Source organism: Acidimicrobiales bacterium (assembly GCA_034521975.1).
GTDB lineage: Bacteria > Actinomycetota > Acidimicrobiia > Acidimicrobiales > SKKL01 > SKKL01.
In genome coordinates, this window is record JAXHLR010000005.1 from 236161 (window position 1) to 252105 (window position 15945).

The 15945-nt window shown below is 70.5% G+C and carries 20 protein-coding genes and 1 tRNA gene; 16 read left to right on the forward strand and 5 right to left on the reverse strand.

The window, feature by feature from the left end; translation table 11 throughout:
• The first annotated feature begins 28 nt into the window (after positions 1-28).
• The 13 genes from U5K29_07945 to U5K29_08005 all read left to right on the forward strand — a co-directional run bounded on the left by U5K29_07945 (position 29) and on the right by U5K29_08005 (position 9268).
• On the forward strand, positions 29-544 hold the full coding sequence (locus U5K29_07945; GenBank protein ID MDZ7678470.1) for a (2Fe-2S)-binding protein: 516 nt from the start codon (positions 29-31) through the stop codon (positions 542-544).
• On the forward strand, positions 541-1368 hold the full coding sequence (locus U5K29_07950; protein ID MDZ7678471.1) for a xanthine dehydrogenase family protein subunit M: 828 nt from the start codon (positions 541-543) through the stop codon (positions 1366-1368). Before U5K29_07945 ends, U5K29_07950 begins: the two co-directional genes overlap by 4 nt.
• Positions 1369-1519: 151 nt before the next feature.
• Positions 1520-1684 carry a hypothetical protein gene (locus U5K29_07955; GenBank protein MDZ7678472.1) on the forward strand — a complete coding sequence of 55 codons (165 nt, stop codon included), beginning with the start codon at positions 1520-1522 and terminating at the stop codon, positions 1682-1684.
• A gap of 33 nt (positions 1685-1717) precedes the next feature.
• Positions 1718-2665 (forward strand): MoxR family ATPase, encoded by a 948-nt coding sequence (locus U5K29_07960; protein MDZ7678473.1) that lies wholly within the window; start codon positions 1718-1720, stop codon positions 2663-2665.
• Positions 2658-3827, forward strand: a complete 1170-nt coding sequence (locus U5K29_07965) for a VWA domain-containing protein (protein MDZ7678474.1) — start codon at positions 2658-2660, stop codon at positions 3825-3827. The genes U5K29_07960 and U5K29_07965 overlap by 8 nt, the downstream gene beginning before the upstream one ends.
• Entirely contained in the window at positions 3824-4138 is a 315-nt protein-coding gene (locus U5K29_07970; protein MDZ7678475.1) for an XdhC family protein, read from the forward strand. Before U5K29_07965 ends, U5K29_07970 begins: the two co-directional genes overlap by 4 nt.
• A gap of 2 nt (positions 4139-4140) precedes the next feature.
• Positions 4141-4932 (forward strand): XdhC/CoxI family protein, encoded by a 792-nt coding sequence (locus U5K29_07975; GenBank protein ID MDZ7678476.1) that lies wholly within the window; start codon positions 4141-4143, stop codon positions 4930-4932.
• Complete coding sequence (locus tag U5K29_07980; protein MDZ7678477.1) at positions 4916-5494, forward strand: nucleotidyltransferase family protein; 579 nt, start codon at positions 4916-4918, stop codon at positions 5492-5494. Before U5K29_07975 ends, U5K29_07980 begins: the two co-directional genes overlap by 17 nt.
• Positions 5485-6195 (forward strand): SRPBCC family protein, encoded by a 711-nt coding sequence (locus tag U5K29_07985; GenBank protein ID MDZ7678478.1) that lies wholly within the window; start codon positions 5485-5487, stop codon positions 6193-6195. The genes U5K29_07980 and U5K29_07985 overlap by 10 nt, the downstream gene beginning before the upstream one ends.
• Positions 6177-6668, forward strand: a complete 492-nt coding sequence (locus U5K29_07990; protein MDZ7678479.1) for a DUF501 domain-containing protein — start codon at positions 6177-6179, stop codon at positions 6666-6668. The genes U5K29_07985 and U5K29_07990 overlap by 19 nt, the downstream gene beginning before the upstream one ends.
• Positions 6665-7597: a Ppx/GppA phosphatase family protein gene (locus U5K29_07995; protein MDZ7678480.1), complete on the forward strand. Its 933-nt coding sequence runs from the start codon at positions 6665-6667 to the stop codon at positions 7595-7597. Before U5K29_07990 ends, U5K29_07995 begins: the two co-directional genes overlap by 4 nt.
• Positions 7587-8681, forward strand: coding sequence for an alanine--glyoxylate aminotransferase family protein (locus U5K29_08000; GenBank protein MDZ7678481.1), 1095 nt, complete (start codon positions 7587-7589; stop codon positions 8679-8681). The genes U5K29_07995 and U5K29_08000 overlap by 11 nt, the downstream gene beginning before the upstream one ends.
• Positions 8678-9268, forward strand: coding sequence for a GNAT family protein (locus U5K29_08005; protein ID MDZ7678482.1), 591 nt, complete (start codon positions 8678-8680; stop codon positions 9266-9268). The genes U5K29_08000 and U5K29_08005 overlap by 4 nt, the downstream gene beginning before the upstream one ends.
• 9 nt (positions 9269-9277) lie before the next feature.
• On the opposite strand, the gene U5K29_08010 is transcribed toward U5K29_08005, so the two are convergent.
• Genes U5K29_08010 through U5K29_08020 form a run of 3 tightly spaced genes read right to left on the reverse strand, consistent with a single transcriptional unit; the run spans position 9278 to position 12223 of the window.
• The gene (locus tag U5K29_08010) at positions 9278-10339 is read right to left on the reverse strand and encodes an NAD-dependent epimerase/dehydratase family protein (protein ID MDZ7678483.1); all 1062 of its coding nucleotides are present in this window, start codon (positions 10337-10339) and stop codon (positions 9278-9280) included.
• A 13-nt stretch (positions 10340-10352) separates the two neighbouring features.
• Positions 10353-11240, reverse strand: a complete 888-nt coding sequence (locus U5K29_08015) for a lysophospholipid acyltransferase family protein (GenBank protein MDZ7678484.1) — start codon at positions 11238-11240, stop codon at positions 10353-10355.
• A 32-nt stretch (positions 11241-11272) separates the two neighbouring features.
• Positions 11273-12223, reverse strand: a complete 951-nt coding sequence (locus U5K29_08020) for a PD-(D/E)XK nuclease family protein (GenBank protein ID MDZ7678485.1) — start codon at positions 12221-12223, stop codon at positions 11273-11275.
• A gap of 75 nt (positions 12224-12298) precedes the next feature.
• Here U5K29_08020 and U5K29_08025 point away from each other — a divergent pair, with 75 nt between their 5' ends.
• Both U5K29_08025 and U5K29_08030 read left to right on the forward strand, forming a co-directional pair.
• Entirely contained in the window at positions 12299-12646 is a 348-nt protein-coding gene (locus U5K29_08025; GenBank protein ID MDZ7678486.1) for a hypothetical protein, read from the forward strand.
• 35 nt (positions 12647-12681) lie between these two features.
• Positions 12682-12770: transfer RNA gene (locus U5K29_08030), tRNA-Leu, on the forward strand.
• A 283-nt stretch (positions 12771-13053) separates the two neighbouring features.
• Here U5K29_08030 and U5K29_08035 read toward each other — a convergent pair.
• Positions 13054-13758, reverse strand: coding sequence for a hypothetical protein (locus U5K29_08035; protein MDZ7678487.1), 705 nt, complete (start codon positions 13756-13758; stop codon positions 13054-13056).
• On the reverse strand, positions 13755-14759 hold the full coding sequence (locus U5K29_08040) for a type IV toxin-antitoxin system AbiEi family antitoxin domain-containing protein (GenBank protein MDZ7678488.1): 1005 nt from the start codon (positions 14757-14759) through the stop codon (positions 13755-13757). The genes U5K29_08035 and U5K29_08040 overlap by 4 nt, the downstream gene beginning before the upstream one ends.
• A 153-nt stretch (positions 14760-14912) precedes the next feature.
• Between U5K29_08040 and U5K29_08045 the strand changes: the two genes are divergently transcribed.
• Complete coding sequence (locus U5K29_08045) at positions 14913-15872, forward strand: hypothetical protein (protein MDZ7678489.1); 960 nt, start codon at positions 14913-14915, stop codon at positions 15870-15872.
• Positions 15873-15945 lie beyond the last annotated feature (73 nt).

Below are 15945 nucleotides of genomic sequence, written 5' to 3' on the forward strand. Positions count from 1 at the left end.
GCGCCTACACTCGCCGTCGGAGGGCTACATGAACGTCACCATCACCGTCAACGGCACCCAGCACAGCGCCGAGGTCGAACCTCGCACGCTGCTCGTCCAGTTCATTCGCGATCAGCTTCGGCTGACCGGCACCAACATCGGCTGCGACACGTCGTCGTGTGGGGCCTGCACGGTGCTGGTCGATGGCGAGTCGGTGAAGTCCTGCACCGTGTTCGCCGCCCAGGCCGACGATGCCGACATCACCACCATCGAAGGTCTCGCCGACGCCGACGGAACGCTGCACCCCATGCAAGAGGCGTTCCGCCAGCACCACGGCCTGCAGTGCGGCTACTGCACGCCGGGCATGGTCATGGCCGCGGTGTCGCTGCTCGACGAGAACCCCGACCCGACCGAGCGCGAGGTCAGGGTCGGCCTCGAGGGCAACCTGTGCCGCTGCACCGGCTACCACAACATCGTCAAGGCCGTGCTGGCGGCGGCGTCGGGCGACCCGTCGTCGGAGCCGTCGTTCACCCCGGTCGATCTCACCGCCGGGGGTGGCTCGTGATCCCCGCCACCTTCGACTACGTCCGGGCCGACTCCGCCGAGGCTGCGGTCGCGGCCCTGGCCGAGCACGGCGACGAGGCCAAGCTGCTGGCCGGGGGCCACTCGCTCATCCCCATGATGAAGCTGCGGCTGGCCGTGCCCGCCGTGCTGGTCGACATCGGGCGTCTGGCCGACCTGTCCTATGTGCGCGACGCCGGCGACCACGTGGCCGTCGGTGCGCTCACCCGCCACCACGATCTCGAGACCAACGAGCTGTTGCACACCGAGGTGCCGCTGCTGGCCAACGCCGCCCACCATGTCGGCGATCCCCAGGTGCGCCATCGGGGCACCATCGGCGGGTCGCTCGCCCACTCCGATCCCGCCGCCGATCTGCCCGCCGTGCTCCTGGCCCTCGACGCCACCCTGGTGGCCGCCGGCCCCGGTGGGTCCACTCGCGAGATCGCCGCCGCCGACTTCTTCACCGGCTACTTCGAGAGCGCGCTGGGCGACGACGAGCTGCTCACCGAGATCCGGGTGCCGAAGCTGGCCGGTGTCGGCTGGTCGTTCCAGAAGTTCAACCGGCGCGCCCAGGATTGGGCCATCGTCGGGGTCGCCGCGGTGCACGGCGAGGGCCGCACCGGCATCGGCCTGGTCAACATGGGGTCGACCCCGTTGCGGGCTGCCGCCACCGAGGCGGCGCTGCGCGACGGTGCCAGCGTGACCGACGCCGCCGCCATGGCCGACGAGGGCACCGAGCCCTCGGCCGATCTCAACGCGTCGGAGGAGTACCGCCGGCACCTGGCCCGGGTGCTGGTGCGGCGGGCTCTCGAGGACGCGTCGGGCTGATCGCGCCGTCACCACGTGGCGGGAACAGCGGCGCCTCCCCGGTGGTTGAACTCTGTACCAGCCATGGAGGACCGATGGACGCCACCGACACGATCACGATCCGCGCCCCCGAAGACCGGCGGCCAGGCTGGGCCCGGACGAGTCGCTGACGGTGCCCGGCGGCGACCATGTGCACCTCTTCGTGGCCATGGGTTCGGCCGCGCTGGACGGCCGGGAGATGTCGCGGGGAGCGGCCGCCCGCCTCACGGCGGCCGGACCGGTCGAGCTCACCGGTGGCCCCGACGGAGCCGAGACACTGATCTGGGTGACGGCGTAGGTTCGTGCGGTTGCGCTCTACGCTGGCGGTGAGATGAGCAACGATCCCGACACCACCGCCACCTCGACTTGGGGCGTCCCCGACTCGGTCGACGAGGTCGTCCACGCTCTGGCCGACAACGACTACCTTGCCGACGAGGGTCTGGCCACCGCAGTGTTCTTGTCGTTGCGCCTGCATCGCCCGTTGCTGCTCGAGGGCGAGGCCGGTGTCGGCAAGACCGAGGTGGCCAAGACCCTGGCCCGCTGGAGCGGCGGCGAGCTGATCCGGCTGCAGTGCTACGAGGGCATCGACCTCGCCCAGGCCGCCTACGAGTGGGACTACTCGCGGCAGCTGCTGCACCTGCGCACCGCCGAGGCGACCGGGGCGGCCTCTTCCGCGTCGACCGACGCGCTCGAGGACGAGCTGTACCACGAACGGTTCCTGGTCCGCCGGGCCCTGCTCCGCGCGCTCGATCACGGCGATGGACCGCCCCCGGTGCTGTTGATCGACGAGCTCGACCGCGCCGACGACGAGTTCGAGGCCTTCCTGCTCGAGATCCTCTCGGACTACGCCATCACCGTGCCCGAGCTGGGCCGGTTCGCGGCCGCGGTGCCGCCGATCGTGGTGATCACCTCCAACCGCACCCGCGACCTGCACGATGCCCTCAAGCGCCGTTGCCTCTACCACTGGGTCGAGCACCCCGACTTCGACCGCGAGGTCGCGATCGTTGGACTCCGCGCCCCCGAGGTGCCCGACCGCCTCGCCCGCCAGGTCGCGTCCGCCACCGCCACCATCCGGGACCTGGGGCTCTACAAGCCGCCGGGGGTGGCCGAGACGATCGACTGGGCCTCGGCGCTGGCGCTGCTCGGCCGGGGTGAGCTCACCGCCGACACGATCGACGCCACGCTCGGCACCGTGCTCAAGTACCGCGAGGACCAGGAACGGGTCCGCACCCACGGACTCGAGGTCCTGGTCACCGAGGCCATGGCCCGCCATGGCTGAGCTCGACGCCACCGTCGCCGCTGGTCGCGAGGGTGGCCCCGCGAGCGACCCGACCCCCGAACCGGTGGTCGTCGCCTTCGTCGCCGCCCTGCGCCGAGCGGGGGTCGCCATCCCCGTTGACAGCACGGTCACCTTCTCCGAGGCGCTCGCCGAGGTCGGCGCCACCGACCGCAACGCCGTCTACTGGGCCGGTCGGGCCACGCTGGTCACCCGGCCCGAAGACATCGAGCCCTACGACCAGGTCTTCGCCGCCTTCTGGGGCGAGGGCCCCGCCGCGCTGCTGCGGTCGGCGTCGGCGCCCACCCCCACCACGTTGGTCCTCGACGATACCGACGACGCATCCGAACCACCGACCGACGACGGTGACGACGACGAGTCCGAGGAGATCCAGGCGGTGCGCTACAGCCCGGCCGAGGTGCTGCGCCACCGCGACTTCGCCGAGTGCAGCGAGGAGGAGCTGGCCGAGGCGCACCGCCTCATGTCGCTGATGGGCCTCGGTGTCGCCCGCCGGCCGTCGCGCCGGCACCGTCCCACCACCGCCCGCCACGGCCGCCCCGACCTTCGCCGCACCGTCCGCCAGAGCATGCGCACCGGCGGCGAGACCCTCCGCCGGGCCCACACCAGTCCGAGCGACCGACCCCGCCGGTTGGTGCTGCTGGCCGACATCAGCGGGTCGATGGAGCCCTACTCCCGCTCGCTGCTGCGGTTCGTGCACGCCGCCGCCACCGGGCGCACCCGTGTCGAGGCGTTCGCCCTCGGGACCCGCCTCACCCGCCTCACCCGCGAGCTGTCCACCCGCGACCCCGACGCCGCGCTCGAGCGGGTCGGATCCGCGGTCGACGACTGGGCGGGCGGCACCCGCTTGGGCGACATGCTGGCCGAGTTCAACGACCGCTGGGGGGTTCGGGGCATGGCCCGGGGTGCGGTGGTCGTGATCCTCTCCGACGGCTGGGACCGCGGCGAGCCCGACCAGCTGGCCGAGCAGATGCAGCGCCTGTCGCGGGTCGCCTACCGGGTGGTGTGGGTCAACCCGCTGAAGGCGACCCCCGGCTACGAGCCCCTGGCCAGGGGCATGGCCGCTGCGCTGCCCTACGTCGACCGCTTCATCGAGGGCCACTCCCTCGCCGCCCTGGAACACCTCGCCAAGGAGATCGCCGCATGAAGGAGATCCTCGCCGACATCGACCGCTGGCGGACCGCCGGCAAGAAGGTGGCCATCGCCCGAGTCGTCGACATCGACGGGTCGGGCCCCCGCCTGCCCGGGGCCGCCATGGCGGTCAACGAGGACGGAGAGGTCGCCGGTTCGGTGTCGGGCGGCTGCGTCGAGGGGGCGGTGGTGACCGAGGCGCTCGAGATCCTCGAGGGGGCCGAACGGCGGATCGTCACCTTCGGCTACAGCGACGACGACGCCTTCGCCGTCGGGCTCACCTGTGGCGGCACCGTGCACCTGTTCATCGAGCCCCTGGACTGGTAGTCGTGCCCGATTCGGCCATCTACGACACGCTCCACGCCGCCCTCGATGTCGAGGAGCCCGTGGCCCTGGCCACCGTGGTGCAGGGACCCGACACCGGCGCGAAGCTGCTGGTCGGCCCCGGACGAGACCCGATCGGCAGCCTCGGCGATGCCGACCTCGACCGGGTGGTCGTCCGTGACGCCCTCGGCGAACTGGAGTCGGGCCGGACCGGGGTCCGCCACTACGGCCCCCACGGCGAAGCCCGCGAGGACGAGGTGTGGGTGTTCATCGAGTCGTTCGCTCCGCCGCCGCAGATGTGGATCTTCGGCGCGGTCGACTTCACCGCTGCCCTGGCCAAGGTGGCCAAGGTGCTCGGCTACCGGGTGGTGGTCTGCGACGCGCGGTCGGTGTTCGCCACCCCGCAGCGGTTCCCGATGGCCGACGAGGTGGTCGTGGCCTGGCCCAACGACCTGATCGCCGAGCGCGGCCACGAGCTCGGCCCCCGCGACGCCATCTGCGTGCTCACCCACGACGCCAAGTTCGACGTGCCCGCCATCGTGGCGGCGCTGCCCACCGCGGTCGGCTACCTGGGGGCCATGGGGTCGCGCCGCACCCACGCCGACCGCTGCGAGCGCCTGCGCGAGGAAGGGGTCACCGAGGGCGAGATCGCCCGCATCATGGGTCCCATCGGTCTCGACATCGGTGCTCGCACCCCGGAGGAGACCGCGGTGTCGATCGTGGCCGAGATCATCGCCGCGCGGACCGGCCGCGACGCGCCGTCGCTGCGCGACACCAGCGGTGACATCCACCGCTGAGGGCGCGACCACCGCCGCGGTGGTGCTCGCCGCGGGGGGCGGCACCCGGTTCCGGGGCACGGCCAACAAGCTGTTGGCCGACCTCGACGGCCGGGCCCTGGTTCGTCACGCCGTCGACGCCGCGCTCGCCGCCGGGCTCGACGAGGTGATCGTGGTGACCGGAGCGGTCGATGTCGCCCCCTACCTCCCGCCTGGTGTCCGGGTGGTGCACAACCCCGAGTGGGCCGAGGGGATGGCCACCTCGTTGCAGGCCGGCATCGCCGCTGCTGAGGGGGCGGGACACGACGCCGTGGTCGTCGGCCTCGGCGATCAGCCCGGGCTCGGCCCCGAGCCGTGGCGGGCGGTGGCCGCCGCCACCAGTCCCATCGCCGTCGCCACCTACCACGGACGGCGCCGCAACCCCGTCCGGCTGCACCGTGAGGTGTGGCCGTTGCTGCCGACTGCCGGCGACGAGGGGGCGCGGGTCCTGTTCCGAGTACGGAGTGACCTCGTGGGCGAGGTACCGTGCGTGGGCGAGCCCGCCGACATCGACACGCTGGAGGATCTCGAGCGATGGAACTGACGAACGATTTCGAAGTTGCGGTGCCGGTCGAAGAGGCCTGGTCCGTGCTCACCGACATCGAGCGCATCGCGCCGTGCATGCCCGGGGCCGAGCTCCAGGAGGTCGAGGGCGAGGAGTACCGCGGCATCGTCAAGGTCAAGGTCGGGCCCATCACCGCCCAGTACAAGGGCAAGGCCACCTTCCAGGAGAAGGACGACGCCCAGCACGTGGCGGTGCTCAAGGCCGATGGCCGCGACACCCGCGGGCAGGGGAACGCCAATGCGCTCATCACCGCCCGGCTCGAGTCAGCGGGCGAGGGCACCAAGGTCAGCGTCCACACCGATCTCACCGTCACCGGCAAGGTCGCCCAGTTCGGGCGCGGGGTCATGGCCGACGTGAGCGCCAAGCTGTTCGACCAGTTCGTCGAGAACCTCGAGACCACCGTCCTGGCCGGCGACACCGGTTCGTCCGGAACCGGCTCGTCGGGCACCGGTTCATCGGGCGCAGGCGACGAGCACGTGGTCGAGGCCGCCGAGGAGGAGACCACCTCGGCCAGCGTCGGCACGCCATCCGAGGACGGGGTGCGCCGCATCGATCAGGCCAGAGCCGAACCGGTCGATCTGATGAGCACCGCCGGGGCGCCGGTCGCCAAGCGGGTCGTGCCCGCGGTCGCCGCGCTGGTGATCCTGCTCATCCTGTGGCGGTGGCTCAACGACCGGTGACCACCGCCGATCACGACGCCGTCGAAGCCCTGCTCGGGCGGGTTCCCCGGGGACTCTACGAGGTGGCCGTCCGCGACGACGAGGGCTCACCGGTGGTGATCTGCAACGCGCCGCTCCTCGACGACGGCACCCCCATGCCGACCCGCTACTGGCTGGTCGGCGAACGCGAACGGGTGCTGGTCGGTCGCCTCGAAGCCGACGGTGGGGTCCGCCGCGCCGAAGCCGCGGTGGCACCCGACGAACTGGCGGCCGCTCACGAGCGCTACGCCATCGAGCGCGACGCTGCGCTCGGCGACGACCACGACGGACCCCGCCCCTCCGGCGGTGTCGGCGGTACCCGCCGGGGTGTCAAGTGCCTGCACGCCCACTACGCCTGGTACCTGGCCGGCGGTGACGATCCGGTCGGTCGTTGGGTGGCGAACCGGCTGGCCGAGATCGATCCCGCGGACCCGGTCGAGGAGGTGCGACGGTGAGTCGCCCGGTCGGTGTCGTCGACTGCGGCACCAACAGCATCCGCCTGCTCGTCACCGACGGGGCGAGCGACCTCGAACGCCAGGCCACCATCACCCGTCTCGGCGGCGGGGTCGACCGCACCGGTCGCCTTGATCCGGCCGGCATCGACCGCACCGTCGAAGTGCTCGAGACCTACCGGACGCTGCTCGACCACCACGGTGTCGACGCGGTGCGGGTGATCGCCACCTCGGCCTCGCGCGACGCCGCCAACCGCGACGAGTTCTTCACCCGGGCCGAGACCGCCATCGGTGCGACCCCCGAGCTGCTCACCGGCGAACAGGAGGCCGAGGCCGCGTTCGGTGGGGCCACCGCCGACCTCGACGCGTCCGACGGTCCGTTCTGCGTGATCGACCTGGGTGGCGGCTCCACCGAGTTCGCCATCGGCTCCACCTCGCTCGACCAGGTCCTGTCGCTCGACATGGGATCGGTGCGCTTCACCGAGCGCTACGTCGAGCACGACCCGCCCCGGCCCGAGGAGCTGGTGGCCTGTCTGTCGGTGGCCGAGGCCCACCTCACCGACGTGGTGCGCGAGATGCCCGACATCGCCGAGACCCGCACCTTCATCGGGGTGGCCGGCACCATCACCACCATGGCCGCGGTCGAGATCGGACTCATCACCTACGACCCCGAGCGCATCCACCGGTTCGAGCTCACCAGGCCCGCGGCCGAGGACGTGTACCGAACGCTGGTCACCGAGGCCTTCGACGATCGGGTCCACAACCCCGGGTTGCAGCGCGAACGGGCCGAGGTGATCGTGGGCGGCAGCGCGATCGTGGTCGCCATCATGCGCTACTTCGGCATCGATCCGCTGGTGGTCTCCGAGCGCGACCTGCTCGACGGGCTCGCGGCGGGCCTGCTGGTCGGTAATGTCGGATCCGATGCCCCATAGCGATCGAGTCCTCATGGGCCCCGGGCCCGGAAATCCCTACCCCGAGGTCGTCGAGGCGATGGTTCGACCGGTGCTCGGCCACCTCGACCCCGAGTTCCTCGAGCTGCTCGACGAGACCAACGAGCGGCTGCGGCAGGTGTGGCGCACCTCCAACCCGCTCACCTTCCCCGTGAGCGGCACCGGGTCGGCGGGCATGGAGGCGGCGTTGGTGAACGTGGTCCGTGACGGCGACCCGGTCGTGGTCGGGGTCAACGGGGTGTTCGGCGAGCGGCTGTGCGACGTAGCTGCCCGCTGCGGCGCCGAGGTGATCCGGGTCGAGGCACCGTGGGGGCAGCCGATCGATCCTCAGGCCCTGCTCGACGCCCACCCGGCGCCGGCGGTCATCGCCGTGGTCCACGCCGAGACCTCCACCGGGGTCCGCAACGACGTGGCCCCGCTGGCCGAGCGACCCGAGGGCACCCTGCTCGTGGTCGATTGCGTCACCTCGCTGGGCGGCATCCCCGTCGAGGTCGACCGGTGGCGGGCCGACCTCGCCTACTCCGGTACCCAGAAGTGCCTGGGCGTGCCCCCGGGTCTGGCGCCGCTCACCGTGTCGCCCGCCGGGGTCGAGCGGGTGGTCGAGCGTCCCCGGTCGTGGTACCTCGACCTCAACATGATCGCCCGCTACGTGGCCGGCGAGGGGGCCAGGGCCTACCACCACACGGCGCCGATCTCGATGATCTATGCGCTCCACGCCGGGTTGGGGTGCCTGCTCGACGAGGGGCTCGAGGCGTCGTGGGCGCGCCACGATGGGTGCGGTCAGGCGCTCCAGGACGGGCTCGAGGCCATGGGTCTGTCGTTGTTCGCGGCCGACGGTCACCGGTTGCCCGAGCTCACCACCGTGTGGGTCCCCGACGATCTGCCGGCGGGCCTCGACGACGCCGAGATCCGCCGTCGGCTGCTCGACCGCTACGGGATCGAGATCGGCGGGGGGATCGGCGAGTTCGCGGGGCGGGTGTGGCGGATCGGTCTCATGGGCCACACGGCCCGCCCCCGCAACGTCACCCTGCTGCTCGCGGCCCTGGGCGAGATCCTGGGTCGATGAGCCCCCTGTTCGGCAGGCGCATCCTGCTGCGTCCGCTCACCCTCGGCGACTTCGAGCAGTGGCGCGAGGTGCGGCGCCACAACCACGAGTGGCTCACCAAGTGGGAACCCCAGCGCGTGCCCGGTCACCCCGACCCGATCGAGGATCGAGACGCCTTCGCCGTGCGCTGCAGCGCCCGCCAGCGAGAGCGCCAGCTCGGCACCGCCTATGGGTTCGCCATCTTCATCGACGGGGACTTCGCCGGGGAGATCAACGTGTCGTCGGTGCAGCGCGGCCCGTTCCAGAGCGCCTATGTGGGCTACTGGATCGATGAGCGCCACGCCGGTCACGGCTACATGCCCGAGGCGGTGGTGACCATCATGCGGTTCGCGTTCGAGGACCTGAACCTGCACCGCCTCCAGATCTCGATCATCCCCCGCAACATGGCGAGCCGTCGTGTCGTCGAGAAGCTCGACCTGCGGTGTGAGGGGCTGGCCCAGCGCTACCTGGAGATCAACGGGGTCTGGGAGGACCACCTCCGCTATGCCATCACCGCCGAGGAGTGGCAGGAGCGGGGCGAGACCCTGGCCCGCGACTGGCTCAACTGATGGTGGCAGTCAGTCCTGATCGGATGAGGTCGACTCGGGTTCGCGGACCACGGCGGGGGAGTGGCGGAAGAACGTCTCGACGTCGCGCTCGTAGCGGAACTCGGGGCGGCGCGGGCCGACCGTGTCGTGCAGCCGCATGGCCTCGGCGAAGGCCTTGACCGTGGCGGCGGTGGTGTACTCGTACTCGAAGCCCAGGTCCTTGAGCCGCTGGTTGTCGACGCCGCGGCCATAGCGCAGCAGCGACAGCAGCTCGTCGGGCAGGTCGATGCCGACCGGTCGCAGGGCCCGCCCCACGATGCCGGTGCCCCACGGGCTGATGGGCGCGGTGCGCTTGCCGCACAGCGCGACCACCTCGCTCCAGGGCATGACGCCGTCGCCGGCGACGTTGTACACGCCGCTGAGGTGGTGGCGGAGGGCGAACACGATGGCCCGGATGACGTCGTGTTCGTGCACGAACTGGAAGCGCGGGTCGAACCCGGCGATCTTGGGTACGAGTGGCAGCTGCAGGGCCCGGCTGATGGGGGTGACCAGCTCGTCGCCCAGCACCTTGCAGAACCGCAGGAGGGCGAGGTCGACGTGTGGGTTGTCGGCGGCGAAGTCGCGGACGTAGCCCTCGACCTCATCCAGCGACTGCTGGATGCGGGTGGAGGGCGGGCCGTGTGGTGGTGCGTCCTCGCGGAACCAGGTGGGGTCCGACGACGAGGCGCCGTAGACCATCGTGGACGACTTCACCACCAGGTTCCGCACGGTCGATGCGGGTGCGGAGGCAGCGGCCATGAGGTTCATGGTGCCGATGACGTTGATCTCGTGGATCTCGCGCTGGGGGAGCTGGCTGGCATCGACCACGAGGTGGGTGTGGACGATGGTGTCGACCTGGGTGGCTCGGACCAACCTCGACAGGATCGAGTAGCTGGCGTCGGCCCGCACGTACTCGGTGCGCTCGAGCGGGACCTTGGGGGTGTCGACGCCGAGCCCGACGATGAGCTCTACATCGGGGTCGCGTTCGAGAGCCTGGGCGACCCGCGCGCCCCAGAACGATCCGATGCCGGTGATGAGGACACGGCGTCCCATCAGCGGGTGCTCCTCACCCGAACCAGATCGACTGGCGGGTGCTCAACATGTCGTAGAGCGCCGACTGGATCTGTTGGCGGATGGCCTCGGACTCTTCGAGGACCCGGCTGCGCGAGTAGCGGTCCTGGTCGGGTGCCACGTCGAAGGAGATGGGGTCGAGGACCCGGAGCCGGAACTTGGCGGGGAAGTAGCCGATGGTGCCGAGCACCGGGCCGAGCACCAGGTGGTTGGCGGTGACGGGCAGGTAGGGGAGGCCCAGGGCCCGGCCCAGGGAGGTGGACCGGGCCACGATCGGCATCGACTCCTCGGCGCCGACCACCGCGATGGGCACGATCGGGACCCCGGCCCGCATGGCGATCTCGACGAACCCGCCCCGACCGAAGCGCCGGAGGCGGTAGCGGGTGCGGTAGGTCTTGGCCGGGCCCTTCTCGCCCTCGGGGAACACGAGCACGAGCTGGTTCTGCTCGCGCAGCAGCCGGTAGGCGTTGTCGGGGTGGGCGACCACGCCCCCGAGGCGGGACCACAGGGTCCCGACGACGGGGAGGTTGCGGAACATGTGGTCGGCCAGGCCGTAGACGGGTCGGCCGAGCTCGGATTCGATGCCGTGCATGATGACCGGGGCGTCGGAGGGGATCGCACCGGCGTGGTTGGCCACCAGCAGGGCGCCGCCGGATGTGGGGATGCGGTCGAGGCCCTCCCACTCGACCCGGAACCACTTGCGGTAGACCGGGTCGTAGACGCGGCGGGCCAGCTCGCGCCAGTGCTCGGAGCGGCCCCACTCGTCGACGTCGCCGAGTCGGTCGGGGTCGGCGTCGGGGCGCGGGTCCTCGTCGGCCAGCGGCGGGAGCTGGACCAGGGCGGTGCTGGGCTCGCCGCTGGCGGTCTCGGGACGGGGGACCATGTCGCGATGGTACCGGGTGCGGTTCGGCACCCTCAGGCGAGGTCGTCGAGCTCGAGGTGGGCGCGACCGGCGTCGCAGTCGGCGAGCACGATGCACCACCGGCACGCGGGGCCCGGCCGCAGCTGAGGTTCGACGGTGCCGTGGGCGAGGTTGACCAACCGGTCGACGCCGTCGGCGACGCGGGCCACGGTGGCTTCGAGGAGCCCGACGGTGACCGCTTCGGCTCGGGGTGTGCCGCTGTCGAGGTAGTAGGTGGCGACGAGTCGGGGCGGCACGCCGAGGCGGATCGTCTCGAGCAGGGCGTAGAACCGCAGGTCGTCGAGGTGCACGGGGGCGAACCCGCCGGTCTTGAGGTCGATGAGGACCTTGCCGGCGGTGGTGCCGCGAGCCTGGCCGAGGCTGAGGTCGACCTTGCCCGAGAGCGCCAGACGGCCCTCGAGCAGGTCGACCCGGGCACGGGACTCGGTGACGGGACGCCATCGGGACTGCAGGGGAGGAAAGCTCTCGAGGAACTTGGTGACCCGGTCGAGGGCCTCGCCCCGCAGCTCGGCCAGGTCGACCTCGCCGGCCCGCTGGAGGAACTCGGCCAGGGTGCCGCCGTCGTTGGCGAGTCGGGCCATGGACTCGTCGACCAGCTCGGTGGGGGTGGGGCGTCCCCGCCAGTGGACCGACAGCTCGATGGCCTTGTGGGCGACGGTGCCGCGGGCGGTGGGGACCGACCACTCGAACCCCGCGTCGTCCTCGGCCAGCATCCGGACCTCGCAGCCGTGCACCGACCCGAGCTTGTGCTTGGACACGAAGAAGGTGTCGTCGGGGTCGAGGTCGCCGGCGAGGTGGGCGAGCTGGGAGTCGAGCTCGGCTCGCAGCTCGTCGCGGAGGGTGGGGTCGAAGGTGGGTCGCTCGTCGGCGGGGGCGCCCAGCAGGTCGAGGACCTGCTGCTGGGCGGGGTTCAGCGCTGGTGGGGCGAGCCCGTCGGTCGACACGGCCCCACGGTACCGGCCCTCGCTCACGGCGCACCGGACGCTTCGGTGTCACACGGGGTGGGGAAGATGGTCGGGATGAAGGACACGACCTCACGTTGCGGCCAGTCCGGCTCCGCCGGCACCGCGGTGCGCTTCGCCGCCGCCGCCCGTGCCCTGGGCGAGGCGGCGAGGGCCAGATCGCTCACGGTGCCGGCGTTTCGCAGCCCGCCCCGGCTCGGCGGGGTCGACCGCACCATCCGCCGTCGCCGCGATGGCGGGAGCACCATCGCCATTCACCTGAAGGACCGGCCGTGGCCCGCGGTGCTGGCCGACATGATCGAGGGCGTGGTGGTGGCCAACGGCCTCGACGGAGCCGACGCCATGCGGGTGCGTACCGCCCTGTGGGCCGCGCTCGACGACGACCACGAGGCCGACGCCGCGTAGCCCCCGGCTCGTCGGGGTAGCGTGGCCCGACCGCCGGGCGAGTGGCGAAATCGGTAGACGCAGCTGGCTTAAACCCGGCAGGGCTCTCGAGCCCGTGGGGGTTCGAATCCCCCCTCGCCCACCAAGAAATCCCTGGTCAACAGGGGTTTCGAGGACGACTGATCGGCCGATCTCTACCGGATCTCTACCGTTGAAGATTGAACAACCTGCGGCGCAGATCGCCGGACCGGTCCAGGTCGTGCGGCGCGGCTCCCGGCCGGCTGCGGCCATCTCGATGACCGAGGCGCATCACAACAAAAATGAAAAGGGCCCCGTGAGTTCCGGGGCCCAAATACCGCAGGTGCTTCGGTTGCATTCGGCTGACGCCTACTAACCGAACCTGCGGCACTCGCCATGGTACCAGTGGATCAGATCACCGTCACGTAGTTCGTGAATGACCGTCCCGTGCACGTGTTGGAGAGGACCTTGGCCGGGCGGATCGACGCGAGGTGGGCGTCGAACGCCGCCATGGCGGTATCGCCCTCCACAGCCCGCCGCCGAACGGCTGCGACCACATCGGCGACTTGCACGCCCTCGTTTCCATGAGAGCTCGCGTAGTAGACGCCCGGGTGGACTCGGAGCTTGCGGGAGGCCGCGAAGCTCGCCACACACCGGCTCGCGTGCTGATCGAACTGGTGGGTCGACCAGTCGGCGATGACCATGCCGAGCGAGTTGGTCGCTCGGCACTCCACCTCAAAATGTTCGACCAGGCATTGGAGCTGCAGTGGCATCGTCGTGGCCAGCGTCATCGGGTGGTGGAGGTTGGCCTTGGTGATGGTCGCCGCGTAGAAGGTGCCTCCCAGGTCGCTGACGATTCGGGCCAGCTCATGGGCGAAGTTGCGGTTGTTCGCACGGTTCCAAGGGTTGGGCTTCACGAGTCCGCTCGACTTGACCTCCCAGCCCTGCGGGACGCCGCGACCTGGGTAGAAGCGAGCCTTCGCTCCGAGGACTCGTCGCGACAGGGCCGGGTAGCGGAGCGTGTCGATCGACAGTCCGGCGATGACCACCGCTCCTGAGGCGTGGCCGGCGTCGGGCTTGCCCGAGTCGTCGAGGATCAAGAGACGCGTGTTCATGCCTGCACCAGAACGAGATCGATTCGAGAGGTAGGTGCCTCAGTCATGAGTATCTTCGCCCATTCCTCGCCGAAGAACCCGAGGAGGTCCTGTGTCGGGAGGTTCAGCGAAACCTGCTCGGCCAGCTCGGCGAGAGTCGCATGTATGCCGGACATCGGTGGCATCTCCATGGATGCTGCGAAGTGCTCCAGCGCTGGGGCGATCGCTTGCGTCACCGACTGAGCGATCGATTCGTTCAGCCCGCGGAGCGCCTGCTCCATCGCGGAACCCCTGACGGCCTCGGCGAGATCGGTATGGGCGAAGCGCGCCAGGCTGGTGGCGGCGACCAGGTCGGCCAGCGTGCTCGACGTCGCGATCGTCTCAGCGAGTGAGGCGGTGTCGAGGCCAGCGAGGGCTGTGAGACGGTCGAGCAGCGCGGCGCCGTTGCCCTTGCCTACGCCGTTGCGGGCGGCGAGCGGGCCGAGCAGCTCGATCAGCCGGTCGGTGTCGAGTTGGCGGACACGGGCAGCGTCGCGCAGCACGTCGGCGACCAGACTCAGATCGGTCCGAGCCCCGACCAGGTCGGCGATGGTTCGTTCGATGGTGGTCACCGGCAGGCCATGAGCGATCGTCACGTCGCCGGGCTCGAGCTGCTGCTGGCGGTACCTGATCTCTGGCCGCTGGGTCTGACGACGGACGGGGGAGCTGAGCTCGTGCCGATCGGCAGGCAGGTCGCCCACGCCGTGCAGCGATGCGGCTGACTCACCCATGACCACCACGCCACCTACGAGGTCCCGAAGGCGGGTTTCGGCGGCGTCCGAAGGATCAGCGGCCAGCCATGCTGCGCGCAGGCTCTCGAATTCGTCAGAAGGGGCGCCGGCGTCGCGATACACCCCGTGTGCCAGCCGTTCGAGGTGACCGGCCTTTGTCAGACGGGAGAGATCGAGTCGCTGGACCCCGTGCGCGGCAGCCTGAGCCGTCGTCACCATCCCCCATTGGGATGCCGACAGCTCGGCCAGCACTCGGAGCGCCTCAGACGTCTTCATTGCTTCGATAGTATCACCTATCCCGATACTTTCCAAGCAGTCATCGTGCTGGGTGCGGATTCACTCAGGAAGTAGACCGGCGTCGCGGAGTGCACCGATGATCTCAGCGGGGGTGCCGACCGCTTCGAGGTGGACGATTTCGCGTGCGGAACTGCCGGGTTGGATGTCGATCACGCGGGCGAGGAACGGGTCGTCGGCGTCGCCAGCCACGATCACGTTCCCGGGCGCGACGCGCTGGGGATCCTCGGCTTCATCGAGGTAGGTCCACACATGGCCGGTGTCGTCGATTTGCAGGTACAGGCGTACCTATACGCCGTCGCGGAGCAGTTCGGGACGCTCCTCTACGCGATGCGCAGGCACGAACGTGGCTCGGACAGTTTCTTCGAATCGTTCGTCGCATCGCCGACCAATCTGCAGACGATCATCGGCGACGTGACAGGCGTCGACCGTACAACGCTCCTCGCCCTCGTCGGGGACCCGTCCGATGCCGTGCGGCCGCCCGATTCGGAGGCCGTCCCGTCCCTCGATCCGGCGGATGTGGCGACGGTGAACATCGGCGGGATCGAGGTGCCAGAGCGAATCATCGACGACCAGGCGTTCGACAACCTCGTGCTTCGCGCGGGGGAGCTGGTGGACCTCGTGGTGACCAACATCGGTCAGCTCCGTGAGATGGTCGAGGCTCCGGAGCCGATTCCCGGTGCAAACCGGCAGCCGCAGAGCCTGCGTGCGGTCGACAACTCATTCCGTCACGGACTGCGCCTCCTCTTCCATGAGGCATCGCCAGCGGACCGGACCTTTCGAGTCGACGCCCTGACCTCCCCACCGGAACCACCGGGCGTCGACCTCTACCTGCCAGTCCGAGGCAAAGCGGCCGCGGAGTCCATCAACTTCGCGACCATCTCGTGCACGCCTGGGCGAACCGAGGAACACCTCGCATCCCTCAGGCAGCTTTCGTTGCGCACTGGCCAGCTCGCTCGCGCCTTCGCCGGCTTCCAGATCACTGGCCGGCCGGACCAACTGCTCGCAGCTACCAGTTTGGAGCTGCCGATCTCTACCGGATCTCTACCGGACGGGTACATACGGGGGTGAACTGGCTGGTACGGGCTGGACGGCCAGGTCGCGAAACCCCTGGTCAGACGGTACGGAACGACACTCGCTGGTA